Source organism: Pontimicrobium sp. MEBiC01747 (genome assembly GCF_053601635.1).
Map to the genome: position 1 here is coordinate 1 of NZ_JBSHNS010000471.1, position 1,228 is coordinate 1,228.

The window sequence follows — 1,228 nt, forward strand, 5'->3', positions numbered from 1 at the left end:
GTTGTTATATAATCGTAGATGATGACTTATCCCTATTACCAAAAAAATATGAAAAAAATTACCCTATCCCTTATTTTATTCGTTTTCGTGTTTGCAACTCAAGCACAAATTATATCTATAAATGATGCAACTGATGCAGAGTCAAGTTTAGGACCAGAGCAGTTAATTTCTGATGTTTTAATTTCTGGAGGATGTGCAGCTGCAGATAACTTTTCTTTTCAAGTTAATGGAGCTCCAGGAGATTTAACTACAAAAAGTTATGGTTACTTTAAAAGAGGTGCTAATGTAGGTTTCCCTTTTGAGCAAGGAGTTATATTAACTACAGGACGAGCTTTTGATGCAGGTAATACTGTAAATGCAACAGTAATAAATAATACTAATGGTCAGGCAGGAGATGCCGATTTAGAAGCGGCACTAGGGCAAACAAATACGCAAGATGCCACATTTATTAAATTTAATTTTGTGCCAACAGGAAATAATATAAGTTTTAGGTTCTTAATGACTTCAGAAGAATATGATGGAAATACAGAGTGTAATTTCGCTGATAGTTTTGCTTTTTTGTTAAGAGAAGTGGGGACTACAGCTTATACCAATTTGGCCGTGCTACCAGATGGTGTTACTCCTGTAAGTGTAACTAACATCAATGGGTCTACTGTATGTCCTGCTAATGCAGCTTTTTTTGAAGGATATAATGTTGGAGATTCAAATTATAATGGAAGAACTGTAGTTCTTACAGCTTCATCTAATGTTGTAGCAAATACGGCATATGAAATAAAATTAGTGGTAGCAGACCAAGGTGATAGTCAATTAGATTCAGCTATATTTTTAGAGGGAGGAAGTTTTAATTTAGGAGGAGATTTAGGAGATGATATTACAATAGCAGCAGGTACTTCAGTATGTTTAGGAGAGACGTTAACATTAAATACTCAAGCAGATGCAAGTGTAGATCATACATGGTTTTTTAACGGTGTAGAAATTACAGGAGAAACAGGGCCAACAATAGGTGTAACGGAAGCAGGAACATATTCTGTAGATGTTAATTTTTCAGCAAGCTGTGTAGTAAGTGATTCTATTGAAGTGGAGTTTAATGAAGTCCCAACAGCCAATGCAGTTCCAGATCAATTAATCTGTGATGACAACAATGATGGTCTGTGGGCTTTTGATTTATCAGCCATAGAAGCTACGGTATTAGGCAGTCAAACAGCAGGAGACGTCACCATTACATTTC

1 protein-coding gene is annotated in these 1,228 nt (G+C 35.7%); it reads left to right on the forward strand.

The features are described from left to right. Positions 1-48: 48 nt before the first annotated feature. Positions 49-1,228, forward strand: a 1,180-nt coding sequence (locus ACVC2P_RS15565) for a choice-of-anchor L domain-containing protein (protein ID WP_452599380.1), incomplete at its 3' end; no start/stop codon positions are given.